16 protein-coding genes and 1 tRNA gene are annotated in these 17,884 nt (G+C 67.4%); 3 read left to right on the top strand and 14 right to left on the bottom strand.

Annotation, left to right across the window (positions count from 1 at the left end; genetic code table 11):
- Window positions 1–31: 31 nt before the first annotated feature.
- Window positions 32–1,498 carry a 30S ribosomal protein S1 gene (gene rpsA / locus CLV29_RS02090; RefSeq protein ID WP_133753419.1) on the bottom strand — a complete coding sequence of 489 codons (1,467 nt, stop codon included), beginning with the start codon at window positions 1,496–1,498 and terminating at the stop codon, window positions 32–34.
- 514 nt (window positions 1,499–2,012) lie between these two features.
- On the opposite strand from rpsA, the gene CLV29_RS02085 reads away from it, so the two are divergent.
- The gene (locus CLV29_RS02085; RefSeq protein ID WP_133753418.1) at window positions 2,013–3,518 is read left to right on the top strand and encodes an MDR family MFS transporter; all 1,506 of its coding nucleotides are present in this window, start codon (window positions 2,013–2,015) and stop codon (window positions 3,516–3,518) included.
- 45 nt (window positions 3,519–3,563) lie between these two features.
- On the opposite strand, the gene CLV29_RS02080 is transcribed toward CLV29_RS02085, so the two are convergent.
- The 3 genes from CLV29_RS02080 to CLV29_RS02070 form a co-directional block, all read right to left on the bottom strand.
- Window positions 3,564–4,787: a DUF998 domain-containing protein gene (locus CLV29_RS02080; RefSeq protein WP_133753417.1), complete on the bottom strand. Its 1,224-nt coding sequence runs from the start codon at window positions 4,785–4,787 to the stop codon at window positions 3,564–3,566.
- Window positions 4,788–4,796: 9 nt separating this feature from the next.
- Window positions 4,797–7,517 (bottom strand): DNA polymerase I, encoded by a 2,721-nt coding sequence (gene polA / locus CLV29_RS02075; protein ID WP_133753416.1) that lies wholly within the window; start codon window positions 7,515–7,517, stop codon window positions 4,797–4,799.
- Between the two features lie 255 nt (window positions 7,518–7,772).
- Entirely contained in the window at window positions 7,773–8,369 is a 597-nt protein-coding gene (locus CLV29_RS02070; protein ID WP_243831847.1) for an ANTAR domain-containing response regulator, read from the bottom strand.
- 237 nt (window positions 8,370–8,606) lie between these two features.
- Here CLV29_RS02070 and CLV29_RS02065 point away from each other — a divergent pair.
- A tRNA-Leu gene (locus CLV29_RS02065) sits at window positions 8,607–8,692 on the top strand.
- Between the two features lie 53 nt (window positions 8,693–8,745).
- On the opposite strand, the gene pyk is transcribed toward CLV29_RS02065, so the two are convergent.
- The 10 genes from pyk to CLV29_RS02015 all read right to left on the bottom strand — a co-directional run bounded on the left by pyk (window position 8,746) and on the right by CLV29_RS02015 (window position 17,563).
- Entirely contained in the window at window positions 8,746–10,176 is a 1,431-nt protein-coding gene (gene pyk, locus CLV29_RS02060; RefSeq protein ID WP_133753414.1) for a pyruvate kinase, read from the bottom strand.
- Between the two features lie 42 nt (window positions 10,177–10,218).
- Window positions 10,219–11,133, bottom strand: coding sequence for an RluA family pseudouridine synthase (locus tag CLV29_RS02055; RefSeq protein WP_279586473.1), 915 nt, complete (start codon window positions 11,131–11,133; stop codon window positions 10,219–10,221).
- A gap of 8 nt (window positions 11,134–11,141) precedes the next feature.
- Window positions 11,142–11,693, bottom strand: coding sequence for a signal peptidase II (gene lspA / locus CLV29_RS02050; RefSeq protein ID WP_166649099.1), 552 nt, complete (start codon window positions 11,691–11,693; stop codon window positions 11,142–11,144).
- Window positions 11,677–12,156, bottom strand: a complete 480-nt coding sequence (locus tag CLV29_RS02045) for a TraR/DksA family transcriptional regulator (RefSeq protein ID WP_133753412.1) — start codon at window positions 12,154–12,156, stop codon at window positions 11,677–11,679. Before CLV29_RS02045 ends, lspA begins: the two co-directional genes overlap by 17 nt.
- Before the next feature lie 301 nt (window positions 12,157–12,457).
- Window positions 12,458–13,354: a DivIVA domain-containing protein gene (locus CLV29_RS02040; RefSeq protein WP_133753411.1), complete on the bottom strand. Its 897-nt coding sequence runs from the start codon at window positions 13,352–13,354 to the stop codon at window positions 12,458–12,460.
- Window positions 13,355–13,418: 64 nt separating this feature from the next.
- Window positions 13,419–13,730: a YggT family protein gene (locus tag CLV29_RS02035; RefSeq protein ID WP_243831672.1), complete on the bottom strand. Its 312-nt coding sequence runs from the start codon at window positions 13,728–13,730 to the stop codon at window positions 13,419–13,421.
- 85 nt (window positions 13,731–13,815) lie between these two features.
- Window positions 13,816–14,325: a cell division protein SepF gene (locus CLV29_RS02030; protein ID WP_133753410.1), complete on the bottom strand. Its 510-nt coding sequence runs from the start codon at window positions 14,323–14,325 to the stop codon at window positions 13,816–13,818.
- A gap of 85 nt (window positions 14,326–14,410) precedes the next feature.
- On the bottom strand, window positions 14,411–15,199 hold the full coding sequence (locus CLV29_RS02025; protein ID WP_133753409.1) for a purine nucleoside phosphorylase YfiH/LACC1 family protein: 789 nt from the start codon (window positions 15,197–15,199) through the stop codon (window positions 14,411–14,413).
- Window positions 15,200–15,242: 43 nt separating this feature from the next.
- Window positions 15,243–16,505 (bottom strand): cell division protein FtsZ, encoded by a 1,263-nt coding sequence (ftsZ, locus tag CLV29_RS02020; protein ID WP_133753408.1) that lies wholly within the window; start codon window positions 16,503–16,505, stop codon window positions 15,243–15,245.
- 98 nt (window positions 16,506–16,603) lie between these two features.
- Window positions 16,604–17,563 (bottom strand): DMT family transporter, encoded by a 960-nt coding sequence (locus CLV29_RS02015; protein ID WP_133753407.1) that lies wholly within the window; start codon window positions 17,561–17,563, stop codon window positions 16,604–16,606.
- A gap of 113 nt (window positions 17,564–17,676) precedes the next feature.
- On the opposite strand from CLV29_RS02015, the gene CLV29_RS16630 reads away from it, so the two are divergent.
- On the top strand, window positions 17,677–17,865 hold the full coding sequence (locus tag CLV29_RS16630; RefSeq protein ID WP_243831671.1) for a DUF2268 domain-containing putative Zn-dependent protease: 189 nt from the start codon (window positions 17,677–17,679) through the stop codon (window positions 17,863–17,865).
- Window positions 17,866–17,884: the final 19 nt, after the last annotated feature.

The raw sequence follows: 17,884 nt of genomic DNA, 5'->3' as shown, positions 1-17,884 counted from the left end.
TTCTCCGCTGTCCTCAGTGGACGGCTGCGACTCAGGCGCCGGTCAGCTTGTCCCGCAGTGCCTGCAGAGCCTCGTCCGAGGCGAGCGAACCGCCGGCCGGGGCCGACTCCAACTCTTCCTCGTCGCCACCACTGCTGTAGCCGGTGGACGGTGCGGCAGTCGCGCTGGTCTCCGGCGCGTTCTCGGCCTGCTCGACCTGACGCTTGTGCGCCTCCCAGCGAGCCTGTGCCTCGGCGTACTCGGCCTCCCAGGCGCGCTGCTGCTCCTCGTAGCCTTCCTTCCACTCGTTGGTCTCCGGATCGAAGCCCTCGGGGTAGAGGTAGTTGCCCTCGGCGTCGTAGGACGCGGTCATGCCGTACAGCGCCGGATCGAAGTCCTCGGCGTTGACGTCGACGTCCTCGTTGGCCTGCTTCAACGACAGCGAGATCCGGCGACGCTCGAGGTCGATGTCGATGATCTTGACCAGGACCTCGTCGTTGACGGCGACGACCTGCTCGGGGATCTCGACGTGGCGGGTGGCCAGCTCGGAGACGTGCACCAGACCCTCGATGCCCTCCTCGACCCGGACGAACGCACCGAACGGCACCAGCTTGGTGACCTTGCCGGGAACGATCTGTCCCAGCTGGTGCAGGCGGGCGAAGGCCTGCCACGGATCTTCCTGGGTGGCCTTCAGCGACAGCGACACGCGCTCGCGGTCCATCTCGACGCTGAGCACCTCGACGGTGACCTCGTCGCCGACCGAGACGACCTCGGACGGGTGGTCGATGTGCTTCCAGGACAGCTCGGAGACGTGCACCAGGCCATCGACACCGCCGAGATCGACGAAGGCGCCGAAGTTGACGATGGAGGAGACGACACCCTTGCGGATCTGCCCCTTCTGCAGCTGGGTGAGGAAGGTGTGGCGGACCTCGGACTGGGTCTGCTCCAGCCACGCGCGACGGGACAGCACCACGTTGTTGCGGTTCTTGTCCAGCTCGATGATCTTCGCCTCGAGCTCCTGGCCGACGTAGGGCTGCAGGTCACGGACGCGACGCATCTCCACCAGCGAGGCGGGCAGGAAGCCGCGCAGGCCGATGTCGACGATCAGACCACCCTTGACGACCTCGATCACCGAGCCGGTGACGACACCGTCCTCTTCCTTGATCTTCTCGATCGTGCCCCAGGCGCGCTCGTACTGGGCGCGCTTCTTGGACAGGATCAGGCGACCTTCCTTGTCCTCCTTCTGCTGGACCAAGGCCTCGATCTCGTCGCCGACGGAGACCACCTCGAAGGGGTCGACATCGTGCTTGATGGACAATTCCTTGGACGGGATCACACCTTCGGTCTTGTAACCGATGTCCAGCAGAACTTCGTCACGGTCGACCTTGACGACCGTGCCGGAAACGATGTCGCCATCGTTGAAGTACTTGATGGTCTTGTCGATTGCCTCAAGAAAGGCTTCGGGCGAGCCGAGGTCGTCGACAGCAACCTGCGGGGATGCCTCAAGGGAGGACGTCATGTAGTTCGGGCTCCGATAAATTGTTAATGGTCTTCGGTTGACGCTGCAGCCCGGTTTCGCAGCCGGCCGGTACCACGAAGGGTTCCGACATCGGTTCGCGAGCGCATCCTGCTCCGTCTGAGTCAGCGCAGGCCACAGCGCTTGACCAGTCTAGCCACGCCGGGCGAGCAGGAGCAACCGCACAACCGCAGCGGCGGATCACGGGTGGATCACCACCGGTGTCGGCAGATTAGCCCAACCCGAGTCCGCTGTGGTCCGGATCGGGCGGTGTGTCCGCACCTACCGCTACGCTCGAGCGTGCCTGTTGGCTCCGGAAAACGGGTCGTCCGGCAGGGAATGCCTCTTCTAGAGTCGGTGTTGAGCTGTTGCCTGGACCTCGGAAGCACCCTTCGGTGTCGCAGGAACGATCCTGGGTCCTCGCGGACCCCTCCCGACCAATGCGGGTACGCCCGCACTAACCGCGCGGATACACCCGCCTCGACCGGCTCCACCGAGCGTCGCCGAAAGGGCACCCATGGCCACCGAACCTGCCGCCGAGCCGCGACCCTCCGATCCGGCATCTGGTCCAGACCGGGCCGATGCCGCCGGCCCCTCCACGGTTCCCCCCGGGGCGCTGCTGATCATCGGCCTGCTGATCGGTGCCGCCTTCGTGGTGATCCTGAACGAGACGGTGATGGCCAACGCGCTGCACCAGTTGATGGCCGATCTCGGCGTGGACGAACGCGCCGGCCAGTGGCTGACCACCGCCTTCATGTTGACGATGGCGGTGGTGATCCCGCTGTCCGGATGGGTGATCCAGCGCTTCAGCACCCGGAGCGTCTTCATCGCCGCGATGTCGTTGTTCAGCGCCGGCACCCTGCTTGCGCTGATCGCGCCGGTCTTCGGCGTGCTGTTGCTGGCCCGAGTGGTGCAGGCCAGCGGTACGGCGGTGATGATGCCGTTGCTGATGACCACCATCTTGAACCTGGTGCCGGTCCATCGTCGTGGCTCGGCGATGGGCATGATCGGCATCGTCATCTCCTTGGCCCCGGCACTCGGCCCGACCGCTTCCGGAGTGATCCTCAGCGTCTTCGGCACCTGGCGGGCGATCTTTGCCGTGATGCTGCCGATCGGTCTGATCGCCCTGGCGATGGGTTGGTGGAAGCTGGTCAACGTCAACCAGCCCTCACACAACCGGTTGGACGTGGTCACCCTGCCCCTGGCCGCACTGGGCTTCGGCGGCCTGGTCTACTCGCTGAGCCAGTTGGGCGAAAGTGGCGGCGGTGGGCTCCCGCTGTGGTTGAGCCTGCCGATCGGTGTGCTCGGTCTCCTCGCCTTCGTCGCCCGGCAGTACCAGTTGCAACGCACCACCGGCACTCCCCTGCTGGATCTTCGGACCTTCACCCATCGGCGATTCGCCCTGGGGGTCACGGTGATGGTGATCGGTTTCGGCGCACTGATGGGGATCGCGATCCTGTTGCCACTGCACCTGCAGGGCCCGGTCGGCCTGAGTCCCCTGGCGGCCGGCCTGATCGTGCTCCCCGGCGGTCTGCTGATGGGGCTCAGTGGTCCCTTGGTGGGTTCGGCCTTCGACAAATTCGGTCCGCGGGTGCTCGCGATCCCCGGCCTGTTGATGTTGAGCGGCGGCCTGTTCACCTTCAGCCGGACCACCCTGGAGACACCGATCGGTCTCTACGTGGGTACCTACACCGTGATGACGGTGGGCCTGTCGCTGCTGTTCACGCCGATGTTCACCACCGCCCTGAACGATCTGCCACCGCACCTCTATCCGCACGGCAGCGCCTGGCTCGGGTCCATGCAGCAGGTGGGCGGGGCAGCCGGGATCGCCTTGCTGGTGACCATCTCATCGACCGTCGCGGCCTCGGCCGGGGATCCGAATTCCGTGGCGGCCCAGTCGGCCGGATTCGAGACGGCGATGACGGTGGCGGCCTGTCTGGCACTGGTCGCGCTGCCATTGGTGGTGGCGATGGGACGGTACGTACCGGCGCAGCAACCCGACACCCCGCCGATCGCGCACTGACCGAAGCTCTCGGAAGGCACCACACGCGCCGGAAGCGGACCGACCTCAGTCGCCGGTACCGACCCGGTGCTCCCGGGCGGGCTCGGGGCTCACCGGTTCGTGGCCGCCGACCGTCGGTGCCCGGCCGGTATCACGCTCGATCGCCCGGTCGTGCTGGGCGGGCTCAGCCCGTACCGCGGCGGGATCCGGGTCGGTCGACGACGCGGGTTCGGTGGCAGAGGCTGCCTCCGTATCGGCCACCCGGCGGACGAACACGGTCACCCAGGCGAAGATGACGGTCGACGAAACCACCTCCACCGCGGTCCAGCTGAAGTAGCCGACCACCCGGCTGAGGAAGATCGCGGCAACCACGACGCCCACCGCGCCACCGGATGCCCAGCTGAACCCGCGGTCGAAACCGAGCACCACCAGCGGGGTCAGGGCCATCATCAACATCAGCGTGAGCGCCATGGCCATGGCGAAGAAGACGTGGATCGGGCGGGACAGGCTGACCGGAATGAGGCCGATCAGGACCATCAGCACACCTGCCACGGCGAGCAGCCAGCGGATCAACCGGATGCCGCCCGGCCGTACCTGGGTGCGGTGGTTGACCAGTTCCTTGGCCACGTAGTCGCCGAGCACGATCACGCCGAGGCCGGACAGCACCAAGGTGGCGTTGAGGGTGAATGCCCCGAGGTTGCCCAGACCGCCGAGCTGGGAGAAGTCACGCTGCCACCAGCTGGAGTCCTTGGCGATCAACATCGCGCCGATGCAGCCTGAGACCAGCAGGGTGATCAGCACATTCGTGAAATGCACCGAGGTCGGGATGCTCGCCGAGTAGTGGGACATCGAAGCGGCGACGTAGGTGGCGACGGCGATCAGCAGCGCACCTGCCACCGGGTCCAGGGTGAGGTCGACGAAACCCAGTTGGAAGAGCCCGAATATGCCCAGGCAGAGCAGGAAGGCGATCACACCGTGGGCGACGGTGAGCATCACGGTGTCGATCCCGTGCCGGGTGAAGAAGGACCGCCGGCGCCAGTCGAGCTGGCTGCGGTTCGTCCGGCGCCGCTGGAACGGGTAGACCACCCAGGCCGCGATCAAGGACCCGACCGCGGCGATCAGGCCGATCGACTCGCCCCTGGTCATCAGCGGAAGTTGCTGGTCCCACAGGCTCCAGACACCGAACAGCAGCCCGAGCAGGCCGAAGCAGGCGGGGAGGTACCGACCGATCTCGAACCGAACCGGTGCGCGGTCTGCCGACGCGGTGCCGGCCTCGGGCGGAGTGCTCATGTGTCCTTCCTAGTGGGCAGCGTCATGCCAGGATCTGCCCCGACCGACCGACACGTCCAACGGCACCTGCAGATCGACGGCGTTGCCCATCTTCTCCCTGACCAGTGCCTCCAAGGCGTCGGACTCACCGGGTGCAGCCTCGAAGACCAACTCGTCGTGGACCTGCAGCAGCATCCGGCTGCGCATACCCTGTTCGGTCAGCGCGCGCTCCACGTCCAGCATGGCCAGCTTGATGATATCGGCCGCCGACCCCTGGATCGGTGCATTCAGCGCCATCCGCTCGGCCATCTCCCGGCGCTGCCGGTTCGAGCTCATCAGATCCGGCAGGTAGCGCCGACGCCCCAACAAGGTCTCGGTGTATTCGGTCCGTCGGGCACCGGCGACCAGCGACTGCAGGTAGTCGCGGACTCCGCCGAACCGCTCGAAGTACTCCTCCATCAGGGCCTTCGCCTCCGACGTGTCGATCTTCAACTGCTGGCTCAGGCCGTAGGCGCTCAGACCGTAGGCCAGGCCGTAGTTCATCGCCTTGATCTTCGCGCGTTCGGCGGTGCCCACCTGCTCCGGAGCGATGTCGAAGACCTTCGCCGCGGTGACGGTGTGGAAGTCCTCCCCGGAACGGAAGGCCTGGATCAGATCGGCGTCCCCGGAGGCATCGGCCATGATCCGCATCTCGATCTGGCTGTAGTCGGCGGTCAGCAGGGTCTCGTACCCCTCGCCGACGACGAAGGCCTTCCGGATCCGGCGGCCGTCCTCGGTCCGGATCGGGATGTTCTGCAGATTGGGATCGGTGCTGGACAGCCGGCCGGTGGCAGCGATCGTCTGCAGGTACGTGGTGTGGATCCGGCCGTCGTCAGCGACCGACTTCAGCAGTCCCTCGACCGTCTGCCGCAACCGGATCTGGTCGCGATGGGCCAGCAGGTGGGCCAGGAACGGGTGCTCGGTCTTGGCGTACAGCTGCTGCAGAGCATCGGCATCGGTGGTCCAACCGGTCCGGGTCCGTTTGGTCTTCGGCATCTGCAACTCGTCGAAGAGCACCACCTGCAGCTGTTTCGGCGATCCCAGGTTCACCTCCTTGCCGAGCACGTCGTAGGCCCGCTGTGCGGCCTCGCGGACCGCGGTGTCGAACTCCGACTCCAGGCCCTCCAGGTAGCCGGTGTCGACCGCAATACCGGCCTGTTCCATCACCGCCAGGGTGCGCTCGAGGGGAAGTTCCACATCGGTCAGCAGGTGCAGGTTGTTGCGTGCCTCGAGCTCGGCGTCGAGGGCCAGGGAGAGGTCGATGATCGCCCGAGCCCGAATCATCGCCGCCTCGGCCGCCGCGTCACTCGCCGAGGTCTCCTCCTCGGCGAACAACGTGTCCTGATCGGATTCGGCGACGATCGTCGGGGTGTCCACGGCCAGCTCGCGCTTCAGATGCCGGACCACCAGGTCGGCCAGGTCGAAGGTCCGCTGGTCGGGTTTGAGCAGGTACGCCGCGAGCTGGGTGTCGGAGGCGATGCCCCGGACATCCCACCCGCGGGCCCAGACCGCCAGCAGCGGGCCCTTCGCGCCATGCATCGCCTTGGCCCGGGATTCGTCGGCGAGCCAATCGGCCAGCACCCGGTCGTCGGCCGGGCTGAGCTCGGTGACGTCGACCCAGGCTCCGGCACCATCGGCGGAGGCCAGGGCCACCACCTGCAGGTCTCCGGTGCCACCACCCCAGGTGCCGACGAACTCGATCCCGGCCCGATCGGTGGTGGCGTGGGCGGCCAGCCAGTCGGCCAGCTCACCCTCGGCGAGTTTGGCCCCGGTGAGCTCGAATCCACCCTCGGGTTCGGCCTCCTCGTTCGGCAGTGACTCCAGCAACCGATCCCGGAGCACCCGGAACTCGAGCGCGTCGAACAAGGTGTGGGTGGCCTCCCGGTCCCAGTCGTGACGCTGCAGGTCGCTCAGGCCGACCGGGAGCTGCAGGTCGCGGACGGCGGCGTTGAGCTGCCGGTTCAACCGGACGCTGTCGATCATGTCGCGCAGGTTCTGTCCGGCGACCCCTTTGATCTGCTCGGCATGGGCCAGGACCGTGTCCAGATCGCCGTACTCGCCCAGCCACTTGGCCGCGGTCTTCGGCCCGACCTTCGGCACCCCGGGCAGGTTGTCGCTGGACTCACCGACCAGGGCGGCCAGGTCGGGATAGCGCTCGGGTGCGACGAGGTACTTCTCGGTGACCGCCTGGGGCGTCATCCGGGCCAGGTCGGAGACACCCTTGCGCGGGTAGAGCACGGTGACCTGATCGGTCACCAGTTGCATCGCATCCCGGTCACCGCTGGCGATCAACACCTCGGCGCCGTCGGCGGCGGCGTTCGTGGCCAGGGTGGCGATGATGTCGTCGGCCTCGTACCCCTCGAGCTCCAGATGCGGGATCCGCAGCGCGTCCAGCACCTCCTTGATCAGTTGCACCTGCCCCTTGAACTCGTCCGGAGAGGTCGAGCGGTTCGCCTTGTACTCGGGGTACAGCTCGGAGCGGAAGGTCTGCCGGGAAACGTCGAAGGCGACCGCGACATGGGTCGGCTGCTCGTCGCGGAGCACATTGATCAGCATCGAGGTGAACCCGAAGACGGCATTGGTGTGCTGGCCGGTGTGGGTCGCGAAGTTCTCCACCGGCAGGGCGAAGAAGGCCCGGTAGGCGACCGAATGCCCGTCGATCAACAGCAGCCGGGGACGCTTCGCCGGGACGGTCGATTCAGTGGAAGTCACCGTCCGAGCCTACCGATCCCGGCCGACAAAGACCCGTCGGCCGACGCACCCCCGGAACCGACGAGGAGAGGACTCATCCCCGCCGACCTCCGTCTGCCGTTGATTCAACCTGAGCTCGGCCGATCTCGGCATTTGTGGTCGCTTTTCGGCCACTGCTGCCGTATACGGCAGCGATGTCCGAATGACTACCCAAAATGCCCGCGCCGAGCCGGTGCCGAGAGCCGCACAGCCGGCCGACGAGGTGACCGGGACCGGTCAGGCGCGGTTGCGCTTGGGGAGACCCTTGCCGTCGTTGCGCTTGGCCTGGTCGATCACGCCTTCGGCGACCTCCCGCATCGGCTTGCGCAGGTCCATGGCGGTCTTCTGGATCCAGCGGAAGGCCTCGGGCTCGGTCATCTTGAAGCCCTTCTGCAGCAGCGCCTTGGCCTGGTCCACGGCCTTCCGTGCGGCCAGCCGGTCGGCCAGGTCCTCGACCTCGGCCTCGACTGCGCGGATCTCGGCATAGCGGGCGACGGCGATCTCGATCGCCGGCACCACATCGGAGGCATCGAAGGGCTTCACCACATAGGCCATGGCACCTGCCTCGCGGGCCTCCTCGATCAGCTCCCGCTGGCTGAACGCGGTCAACATCACCACCGGCGCGATCCGGTCCTGGGCGATCTCGCGGGCAGCGCTGAGGCCGTCGCGGCGCGGCATCTTCACGTCCATCACGACCAGATCGGGGGTCAGCTCGCGGGCCAGCTTGAGGGCTTCCTCACCGTCGGCCGCCTCGCCGACCACCTCGTAACCCTGATCGGTGAGCAGTTCGGTCAGGTCGAGCCGGATCAGCGCCTCGTCCTCGGCGACCAGCACTCGCCTGGCGGGACTGCTCTGCTCGGTCGCGGACTCGTCCGCAGCGCGATCGTCCTCGACGGCGGCGCGCTCATCTTGATTACTCACACCTGCATTCTGGCCTCCGAGTCAAGCCTCGGCAAACCTGTCGTCCATCTTCTGCCCGTGTCGGCAAGACCGCACCCGGCCGGTCGGTCAGTCCCCGATGCTCGAATCGCATCGGAGCGGGCTTGTGGCTAGACTGTCGGCGCTCGCCCTGCCGGGGTGGCGGAATGGTATACGCGGACGGCTCAAACCCGTCTGGCCGAAAGGCCATAGGGGTTCGACTCCCCTTCCCGGCACCACGCACAACGGCCCCGGATCGTCGATCCGGGGCCGTTGTCGATCAACCAGCAGCTCAGCGCGTTCCGGCGGCCTCGGGATCACGGATCACGTGCACCCGCAGGGCGTTGGTGTTGCCGGGCACCCCGACCGGCGTACCGGCCACCACGACCACCAGCTCACCGGGCTCACCCAGCCCGTTGCCGACCAGCAGCTCGTCCACCTGGGCGACCAGGTCGTCGAAGTTGTAGACCTCCTCGGTGAGGAAGGTCTCCGAACCCCAGACCATGGACAGTTCCTGTCGGGTGCGTTCCAGCGGGGTCACCGCCAGGTACGGGATCCTGGCCCGCAACCGGGCGACCCGACGGGCGGTGTCCCCGGACTTGGAGAAGGTGACCACATAGCGGGCACCGAGCCGCTCGGCCACCTCCACCGAGACCTTGGCGATCACGCCGCCGGTGGTGTGCGGATCCCAGTCGATCTTCGCGATCTCGTCGAAGCCACTGGTCTCCACCCCGGAGATGATCTTCGCCATGGTGGCGACGGCGGTCACCGGGTACTGCCCGACACTGGTCTCCCCCGAGAGCATCACCGCATCTGCACCGTCCAGCACCGCATTGGCCACATCGGAGGCCTCGGCGCGGGTCGGTCGCGGGTTGTTGATCATCGATTCCAGCATCTGGGTGGCCACGATCACCGGCTTCACCCGGCGGCGGGACAGCTCGATGATCCGCTTCTGCGCCAACGGCACCTGTTCCAGCGGCAGTTCCACGCCCAGATCGCCACGGGCGACCATGATCGCGTCGAAGGCGTCGATCACCTCCCGCATGTTCTCCACCGCCTGCGGCTTCTCGATCTTGGCGATGATGGGGACGGTCCGCCCCTCCTCCTCCATCACCTGGTGCACCAGGTCGGCATCGGCAGCGCTACGGACGAAGGACAGGGCCACCATGTCGAAGCCCATCTTCAGTGCCCACCGCAGGTCGGCGATGTCCTTCTCGCTCATGGCGGGCACGGCGACGGCAACCCCGGGCAGGTTGATGCCCTTGTTGTTCGAGATGGGCCCACCCACGGTGACCCGGCAGACCACGTCATTGCCGTTCACCTCGATGCACTCCAGTGCTACCCGGCCGTCGTCGATCAGCACCGCATCGCCCGGTCGGACATCACCGGGAAGACCCTCGTAGGTGGTCGAGGCGCGGGTCGCGTCACCGGCGACCTGATCGGTGGTGATGGTGAAGGTCTGACCGTAGGCCAGGTCGACCTTGCCCTCGGTGAACCGGCCGAGGCGGATCTTCGGCCCCTGCAGATCGGCGAAGGTGCCGATCGGCCGGCCTGCATTCTCGGCAGCCTGCCGTACCGCGCTCAGCGCCTTCTCGTGGTCCCCGTAGTCGCCGTGGGACATGTTGAACCGGGCCACGTCCATCCCGGCCCGGATGAGTTCTTCGAGTCGCTCAGGACTGGAGCTGGCCGGTCCGAGCGTGCAGACAATTTTCGCTCTACGCACATCTCGACACTAGCGAACTCCGGCGGCTCGGCGTACCGGTACTCACCGGTCGCGCAACAGATCCACAGCTGTCGTCAGATCGGTCGGCGGTTCGGAATCGTAGGTGACCTGCTCACCGGTGCCCGGATGCCGGAAACTCAGCCGGGTCGCGTGCAGCCACTGGCGCTGCAGACCGAGCCTGTCGGCCTGCACCGGATCGGCGCCGTAGGTCAGATCGCCGACCAATGGATGCCGGATGGCCGACAGGTGCACCCGGATCTGGTGGGTACGACCGGTCTCCAGTCCCAGCTGCAGCATCGTCGCCCCGCGGAACACCTCGAGGGTCTCGTAATGGGTCACCGAGCCACGGCCACCGTCGATGATCGCCATCTTCCACTCACCACTGGGGTGCCGGCCGATCGGCGCATCGATCGTCCCGGCCGCGGATTCGAGATGACCCTGGGCAACAGCCAGGTAGGTCTTGTCGACCTCCCGGTCCCGGAAGGCCTGTTTCAGCACCGAGTAGGCGTGTTCACTCTTGGCGACCACCATCAGCCCCGAGGTGCCGACATCGAGGCGCTGGACGATGCCTTGCCGCTCGGCCGCGCCGGAGGTGGAGATGCCGAACCCGGCCGCTGCCAGGTGCTCGACCACCGACGGCCCCTCCCAGCCCAGCGATGGGTGTGCGGCGACACCGGCGGGTTTGTCCACCACCACCAGGTCGGCATCGTCGTGGACGATGCCGATCCCCTCGACCTCCCGCGGTACCACCTGCACGCCACTGGGCCGCTCATCCAGGTCGACCTCGAGCACGGCCCCCGGCCCGACCGGCTGGGAGGCCTTGGTCACCGTCCGGCCGTCCAGGCTGACCAGTCCGTGATCGATCAGACCGGCGATCCGGCTCCGGGACAGACCGAGCATCCTGGCGGCTGCGATGTCGATCCGCTCCCCCGCCAGACCGTCGGGTACGAGCAGCAGTCGACCGCTCACGACACGGCTTCCGGCTGTTTGCCGGGCTCCTGCGGCACGGGTTTGCCGTCCAGGCCACGGCTGGCGAAGAAGGAGAGGGCGATCACGGTCACCGCACCGAAACTGAGGCACATGTCGGCCAGGTTGAAGATCGGCCAGTTGGGCAGCTGCAGGTAGTCGATCACCTCACCCAGCAGCGGGCCCGGCGGGCGCAGCAACCGGTCGGTCAGATTGCCCAGGATGCCGCTGAGGATCAGGCCGATCGCCACCGCCCAGCCGAGATGACGCAGCCGGGGCAGGATGATCACCACGATCACCACACTGGCCAGGATCGCCAGCAGGGAGAAGATCCAGGTCAGACCGGCGCCCATCCCGAAGGCGGCACCGGAGTTGAAGATCAGCCGCAGTTGCAGCAGTTCGCCGATGAAGGGCTGGGGTTGGTTCAGCTGCAGATTCGCCAGCGCCCACTCCTTGAGCAACTGGTCGGCCGCCACCAGCGTCGCCACCAGTCCCAGCACGAAGGTCAGGACCGGCCAGCGGGCCGGTGCCGGTTCAGCGACGCTCGGCACGCTGCTTGCAGCGGACGCACATGGAGGCGCGCGGATGCACCTGCAGTCGGCCCTTGCCGATCGGCTCGCCACATTCGGAGCAGTAACCGTAGGTGCCCTGCTCGATCGCCCGCAGGGAGTCACGGGACTGGGCGAGCGCCTCCCGGGCGCTGTGGGCCAAGGTCATCTCCTGGTCACGCTCGAAGTTGGCGACACCGATGTCGGCGGGATCACGCCCGGCGGAGTCGGCGCCGTCGCGGATCAGACCGGCCAGGTCACCCTCGGCGGAGTCGATCTGCTTCTGCAGCCGCTCGATGTCGGCGAGCAGATCGGCGCGTACCTCCTGCACCTCCTCGGCCGTCCACGGGTCCTCGCCCTCGCGAATGGGCATCGCGGCGACCGGGTCGGCGAGCGCCGAGGCGTCCTTCACCGGCTCGGCTGCGGCGGCCGACTCGGCAACAGTCGCACGCTTGTTGGGGGTCATTGAAATACGCTCCTTCGACAATCTCTGCGGCGCCGGGGACCGCCTCGAGCGTTGGCCGTGGCAGTTCGGGTCCGCCGAAGCGTACCCGACACCGACAAGCCCGCGACAGCCGCCGGAACCGTCCATGGCGAACACACAGCATGCGGGGCCCGGGGCCGCCTCCGGAGCCGGTTCTCCGGGCACGGTTCTCCGGGACACAGGTCTCGGGGCAAGCCCTCAGGACACAGGTCTCGGGGCAAGGCCTCAGGACATGGAACGACCGGGGACCCCAGTGGGATCCCCGGTCGTCGCGAGCGGTCGGTCAGTTGCGGTTCTCGCCCAGCAGGGCGTCGAGCCGCGGGGTGCCGCCCTCGTTGTTGGCGGTCCGGGCACCGGTGGCGCCGGAGTCGTTGGCGGCGCCGCTGGTGTTGCTGCGCTTGGCCAGACCGGGCTCGTTGTCGGGTGCGATGCTCGCCCCCTGCACACTCTCCAGAGCCTCCCGCAGTTGCTCGGTGAAGCTGTTGCGGTAACGCTGCTCGTAGTCGCGCAGCTCGTCGACGGCGGTCTGCAGCTCGTCGCGCTCGGATTCCAGGGCGCTGAAGAGCTCGGTCCGACGGTTGTCGACCTGCCGACCGAGGTCGTCGGCATTGCGCTGGGCGTCGGCAATCAGCTTGTCGGCGTTGGTACGGGCGTTGGCCTCGACCTGCTTGGCCTTGGCCTGGGCGTCGTCGGTGATCTTCTTGGCCTGGGCATTGGCCTGGTCGATCTTGGCCTTGGCGTCGGCCTTGGCCTCGGCCTCCATGGTCTCCACCTGCTCGGTGTGCAGCTGTACCAGCCGCACCACGGCGGCACTTGCCTCCGGCGTGGTGGTGACGACGATCTTCTCCACACCGTCGCCGACCGTACCGCTGGTCGCCGGCGCCGGCTGGGTCACCACGGGCTGCGGCTCGGGCTTGGCGGCCGGTGCTTCCTGCACCCGCGGCTGCTCCTGGGTGGGCTGCTCATCGGCAGCCGGCTTCGCCTGCGCAGCACGCTCGGCATTGGCCTGGGCGGTCTTCAGCGCCTCGACCTGCTTCTTGAGGCTGTTGTTCTCCTCCGTGAGCTGCGCGAACGACTCCTCCACCTGGTCGACGAACCGGTCGACCTCGGTCACCTCGTAACCATTGCGCTTGGACACATGGAACTTCGTGTCGCGGATCTGGTCCAGGGTTATGGTCATCTGTCACCTCACGAATGTCGGATCGCGCACAAAGTACATGCGCTGTGGCAGGTTAGCACCGAAGTCAGCGCATGAGTAACTGGGCATTGAGGATACGAAGAATCATAATCGCAAAGGTCAGGCCGATGAAAGCCAAACTCAACGATACCTGCCCGATTCTCACCGGGGGCAGGAACTTGCTGAAGAATCGCAGCGGCGGGTCGGTCAGGGTGTAGACGGCCTCGGCAAGGACGAGTACCGGCCCTCGCGGCGACCAGTCCTGGACCAACAGCGGCATCCACGACAGCACCACCCTGGCCAGCAGGATCCCGAGATACACGACGAGCACGATGTTGATCACGCTGCCGAGCATGTACAGCCCACTCGATCCGGTCATGGAACCATCCTGCCCGATCCGGACAAGTGAAGTGACCCGGTGGTCGCAGACATCGTGGTCGCAGGTCCTGGGGAAGAACGGTGATTCACGACTGGTTGAAGAACCCGCCGGCGATCCGTTCCTTGTCCTCGGCGGTGACATTGATGTTCCGCGGCGAGAGCAGGAAGACCTTGCTGGTGACCCGTTCGATGTCGCCGCGCAGACCGAAGATCAGGCCGGCCGCGAAATCGACCAGCCGCTTGGCGTCGGCGTCCTCCATCTCGGAGAGATTCATGATCACCGGGAGCCCGTCACGGAAATGTTCACCGATGGTACGGGCCTCGTTGTAGGTACGGGGGTGCACGGTGATGATCCGGGACAGGTCGGCGGTCTCGTTGCGTGTCTCCGGCTCCCGCTGCGGCTCGAGGGTGGCCACGGTCCCCTCCTCGTCGGCATGTAGGCGCGAATCGCGGTCGGCGTCGCGATGCTGGCTGCGTCGGTCGTTCTCCTCGAGCTGCACGCCCTCGGTGAGCTCCTCGTCGTAGTACTCGTCGGCGTATCGGTCATCCGCCACGAGACCCAGCCACGCGGCGGCGCGCTTGATGCGGTCGGCCATCGATCTTCCCTTCACAGCCACGGTCACGGTGGCACCGCTGCACGGGCACCAACTCGTCAGCCCGGTGGAGCTGACGCCGGTGACTTTACCGCCGTGCCGAGTCCGATCCGGGAATCCCGCTGCCGACACGCGGGGCGATCCAGACAAAGGAGCCGAGCCGTCCCGACGCCGCACCGTCACGGCGATAGGAGTGCAACCCCGGGTCGGTTCGGGTGCAGAGCTCGAGGTCCTCCACCTGCACGCCGAGCCGGTCGAGCTGCTGCGCCGCACCTTTGGGCAGGTCGAGGCTGGGCGTACCCCAGCTGGTGGTGGCGGCCGATCCGGGCACCTGGGTCGACACCTCCTCGCGCATCTGCGCGGGCACCTCGTAGCAGTCACCACAGATCGCCGGGCCGATCACCGCCCGGATCCGTGCGGCACCGAGATCCCGCATGGCCGCCACCGTGGCCACCAACACCCCTGCCGCCAGACCGACCCGGCCGGCGTGGGCGACTCCGACCACCCCGGCCTCGGCATCGGTGAAGACCACCGGAAGGCAGTCGGCGGTACGGATCAGCAGCGCCACCCCGGGCAGGTCGGTGACCAGGGCGTCGGCCGCCCGCAACGGGATCGACGATTCCGGTGCCGAGGACCCCAGGTAGCCGTAGCGGCCGTAGCGCGACAGTTCGGCACGGTCGACGGTCACCACCTCGGCGCTGTGGATCTGCCGCAGGGCGTGACATCGCTCGATGCCCGCGCCGTCGAGCACCAGCTCGACGGCGTCACGGATCGGGTCGGTGCCGATCAGCTCGGAACGGCCGAAGGTCCACTCGGCGTCACTGAAGGCGTATCCCGGCAGACCGGGGGCAGCAGGCTCGGCGTATCGACAGAACATGATCAGCCACCGACCGCACCATGGGTACGACCGGCGTACCGGCTCACTTCAGGAAGTCGGGGACGTCGAGGTCGTCGTCGGGGTCGTTGAACTTGCCGCTGAACGGCCCGGGAGGGGTGCTTCCGGGCTGGGTCGGGCGCGAGGAGGAACCACCGGTGGCCGTGGAACCGGTGCCGGTCGAACCACTGGTCCCGGAGGTGGTCGGCCCGCTCGGACGCTCCGATGCCCCCGACGACGGTCGAGTGGACTCCGACGGCCGGGACTGCTCACCGGAATCGGGACGCTTGGTCTCGGCCGGGCGGCTGAGTTCGGGTGCCGGGCGACGGTTCCGGGCCGGATCCTGACGCTTCGCGACGCCACCGTTCTCGAAACCGGCGGCGATCACGGTCACCCGTACCTCATCGCCCAAGGCGTCGTCGATCACGGTGCCGAAGATGATGTTGGCCTCGTCATGGGCCGAGGCCTGGATCAGGTGCGCCGCGGCGGAGACCTCGTGCAGACCCACATCCGATCCGCCGGCGATCGAGAGCAGCACACCATGGGCGCCGTCGATGCTCGCCTCCAGCAGGGGCGAGGAGACGGCCATCTCGGCCGCCACCTGGGCTCGATCCTCGCCACGGGCCGAGCCGATACCCATCAGCGCCGAACCGGCATTCGACATCACCGACTTCACATCGGCGAAGTCGAGGTTGATCAGACCCGGGGTGGTGATCAGTTCGGTGATCCCGGAGACGCCTTGCATCAGCACCTGGTCGGCCTGTTTGAAGGCGTCGAGGATGGCGACGTGATGGTCGGTCATCTCCAACAGCTTGTCGTTGGGGATCACGATCAGGGTGTCGACCTCTTCGCGCAGGCGCTCGATGCCCTCATCGGCCTGGTTCTGCCGCCGGCGACCCTCGAAGCCGAACGGGCGGGTGACCACACCGATGGTCAGCGCGCCGAGCGCGCGGGCGACCCGGGCGACGACGGGGGCGCCACCGGTACCGGTGCCACCGCCTTCACCGGCGGTGACGAAGACCATGTCGGCGCCCTTGAGCACCTCTTCGATCTCGTCGGCATGATCCTCGGCGGCCTGCCGGCCCTTGTCCGGGTCGGCGCCGGCGCCGAGTCCGCGGGTGAGATCGCGACCGACGTCGAGCTTGACGTCGGCATCACTCATGAGCAGTGCTTGGGCGTCGGTGTTCACCGCAATGAACTCGACGCCGCGGAGACCGGACTCGATCATTCGATTGACGGCGTTCACGCCACCGCCCCCGACACCGACGACCTTGATCACGGCCAGGTAGTTGTGGGAGGGATTAGCCACGAGAATTCCTTAAGAAGGGTGAGCGCCAGACTTGCTCACAGGCTAGAGAGCGCCCACGGCGGTGTCCAACACCGCAGGCCTGGAGTCGGAGATATGCCTCAACCTCTACCTGAGACTTGTTTGTCGGGAATTGCCGAGATGGCGACGGCGACCACCGTCAACGCGGCACTGCCGACCATGGCCACGGTCAGCGTGTGCTCTGCCGCCGGCAGCAACTGGTCGACGACCAGGGAGGTGATCACCTGCCCGGCAACCAGTCCGAGTGACAACAGCAGGACGCCGAGCTGTTCGACCAGGATCGCCGAGGCGCCGATGTAGACCACACCGATCACGCCGCCCAGCAGCGACCACCAGGGCACCGCGACGAGCTTCGGCGGTCCGGCGACGGCCAGATGGACGAGGAAGCCGATCAGCAGGAAGGCCGAGCCGCTGGTGAAGTTGGTCAGCGTGGGCATCAGCGCCGTACCGGAGGCCACCCGTACCTTGCCGTTGCCGGCCTGTTGCCATCCCATGCCGATGCCGATCATCAGTGGCACCAACAACCACAGGATCGGCGCGCTGGCGCTGATCCCCGACGATGCACCCCAGGCCACGGCGATCACCATCACCACCGCCCCGAGCAACCGGGGCCAGGTGACCGGGCGGGGCCCGCCCGGTCCGACGCCGAAGCGGTCGGTGAGGATACCGCCGATGCTCTGCCCGGTGACCACCCCGACGGTGAACAGCGCGACCCCCAGCAGCGGTGAGATCGACGACTGGGCGAACACGAAACAGCCGCCGATCACCCCGCCGAACAGGGTCCATCGGGGCAACTCCCCCGACCGCACCGCGGCGATCATCCGGGCCAGTCCGCGCCGACCGCTGGGCAGGAGGGCGCAGAGGACCACCATGATCACGAAGCCGCTGCCGAAGGACCACAGGGCCGCGGCAGAGGCGTCGTCGAGACGCTGACCGAGTTCACCGTTGGCCCGGGTCTGCATGGCCATCGACCCGCCGACCAGGGCTGCCCCGACGAGGGCGAGGCCGAGCCGCCAGACAGAACGTCGCCCTTCGGTCACCGCTGCCTCTTCCGCACCCGCCGAGTCTGCTCCGTCGGGTCGGGTGTTGCCAATTCGGTTGCCGTCGTGGCGCCGACCAGGTCCGGATCGGACCTGCTGGGTGGGCCGGTGGTGTGCACGGGGACGCCTCGGCCCGCCTGTTCGGCGCCGAGCCGGTCGGTCTGCCCACCGGTGCCGGGTACGCCGTCGGCGCACGCCTGGTCCGGTCCTACCTCGACACCACCGGTCGCAGTGCTGCGGAGTCACTGCTGACTCCGAGTGCGGAGATCCTGGGCATCGCGCGGGAGCCGCTGGGGGTCTGAGAACGGCCCGCGCCTCGTC

It is taken from the genome of Naumannella halotolerans (assembly GCF_004364645.1).
GTDB lineage: Bacteria > Actinomycetota > Actinomycetes > Propionibacteriales > Propionibacteriaceae > Naumannella > Naumannella halotolerans.
Note: the sequence above shows the minus strand (reverse complement) of the source record. Positions and strands in the feature narration are given on the sequence as shown.

Bases quoted from the DNA above. Each gene is read 5' to 3' on its own strand.
- CLV29_RS02035 (WP_243831672.1), bottom strand. From the start codon at position 13,730: ATGACCGGATCGAGTGGGCTGTACATGCTCGGCAGCGTGATCAACATC.
- CLV29_RS02030 (WP_133753410.1), bottom strand. From the start codon at position 14,325: ATGGCCGACCGCATCAAGCGCGCCGCCGCGTGGCTGGGTCTCGTGGCG.
- CLV29_RS02025 (WP_133753409.1), bottom strand. From the start codon at position 15,199: ATGTTCTGTCGATACGCCGAGCCTGCTGCCCCCGGTCTGCCGGGATAC.
- CLV29_RS02085 (WP_133753418.1), top strand. From the start codon at position 2,013: ATGGCCACCGAACCTGCCGCCGAGCCGCGACCCTCCGATCCGGCATCT.
- rpsA (WP_133753419.1), bottom strand. From the start codon at position 1,498: ATGACGTCCTCCCTTGAGGCATCCCCGCAGGTTGCTGTCGACGACCTC.
- CLV29_RS02040 (WP_133753411.1), bottom strand. From the start codon at position 13,354: ATGACCATAACCCTGGACCAGATCCGCGACACGAAGTTCCATGTGTCC.
- CLV29_RS02045 (WP_133753412.1), bottom strand. From the start codon at position 12,156: ATGACCCCCAACAAGCGTGCGACTGTTGCCGAGTCGGCCGCCGCAGCC.
- CLV29_RS02080 (WP_133753417.1), bottom strand. From the start codon at position 4,787: ATGAGCACTCCGCCCGAGGCCGGCACCGCGTCGGCAGACCGCGCACCG.